We start from the raw sequence: 1405 nt of genomic DNA on the forward strand, positions 1-1405 counted from the left end.
CATGGAGCCCGGCTTTCAGGCTATCGTCGGTTGCATGCTGGAGCGGCTGGACGCCAAGAGGCACCAGCTCCCGACCGCCCACGCCCAGAATCCCCGCCGGCCGGCCGCGCCAAAGTTAAAACGCAATCAGCCGACCACCACGATTGGCTGAGATGGTAGAAAGCTGGTTATTCTCATTGGTCGCTCGAACAAGCCACTGAGGTCCTGGGCAGGGCAGTGTTGCTATTAAATAAACTCGTCGCATGTGGATGGCGCAGTGTTCTGCAGTCGGTGGATGTTTATTTGTGAGCGCAGGTCTGCACCTGCATCCTTTGGCGCTTTCATACGTTTGGCCGCGAAGAAGATGCTCCGGACCGGCAGCCATGTCGAAAAAAACAACCGACGACGCTTACGAAGATCAAGTGCAGCTTGAGCGGCGGGCCAGACGGCAGGGCCGCGGACGCAATGCCGAATGGCCGTCAGAGATCCCCAGCCGTGGCTGGAAAGACGTGCTGTGGCGGGTCTTTGCTGAAGTAAACGAGGACCGTGTTATGCTGATCGCGGCCGGGGCCGCATTCTATCTGCTCCTTGCCCTCTTTCCCGCGCTTGCCGCGTTCGTGTCCATCTACGGTTTTGTCGCCGATCCTCAGACCATCGCTGAGCACATTGCGTTCCTTGGCGGCGTACTGCCTTCGGACGGTCTGGACATTATCAGATCTCAGCTTGCGTCCTTGGCCGCTCAGAAGACTGGCGCGCTCAGCTTCGGCTTCATGTTCGGCCTTGCCGTCGCACTGTGGAGCGCCAGTAACGGCATCAAGACGCTATTCGAAGCCATGAACATCGCCTACGAGGAGAGTGAAAAGCGCGGCTTTATCCATCTGAATCTTCTGGCCTTGGGCTTCACACTTGGCGCCATCCTCATCGGTATCGGCTTTATCGTCTCGGTGGGGATCGTGCCGGCCATGCTTGCGCTGCTGAACCTCGGCGGTTGGACCGAAGCCCTTGTGCGGATCTTTCGGTGGCCGATGATGCTGATCCTGGTCGGCCTCGGGATCACGCTGATCTACCGCTACGGCCCCAGCCGCGAAAGGGCAAAGTGGCAATGGGCGACATGGGGCGCCTTCCTCGCGGCTGGAGTGTGGATCGCGGTCTCGATAGGGTTTTCCTATTATCTTGAGAACTTCGCCGACTACAACGCGACGTATGGAGCCCTGGGGGCAGTCATCGGCTTGATGATGTGGACCTGGATCTCCGTGATTGTCCTGATTGTGGGGGCGGAGCTGAATGCCGAGATGGAGCACCAGACAGCCAAGGACACCACCACAGGTGCGCAGCAGCCGATGGGTGCGCGAGGTGCCACGGTCGCCGACACGCTGGGCGGATCGGCCGATGCCACAAACCAGCAGTCGCGTTCGGGCGAGCGCAA

The 1405-nt window shown here is 59.9% G+C and carries 1 protein-coding gene; it reads left to right on the forward strand.

The features are described 5' to 3' along the window. Nucleotides 1–362 precede the first annotated feature (362 nt). On the forward strand, nt 363–1405 hold a 1043-nt coding region (locus AC0L3O_RS35335), incomplete at its 3' end, for a YihY/virulence factor BrkB family protein (RefSeq protein WP_473618138.1).

Source organism: Mesorhizobium sp. WSM4810, assembly GCF_055811235.1.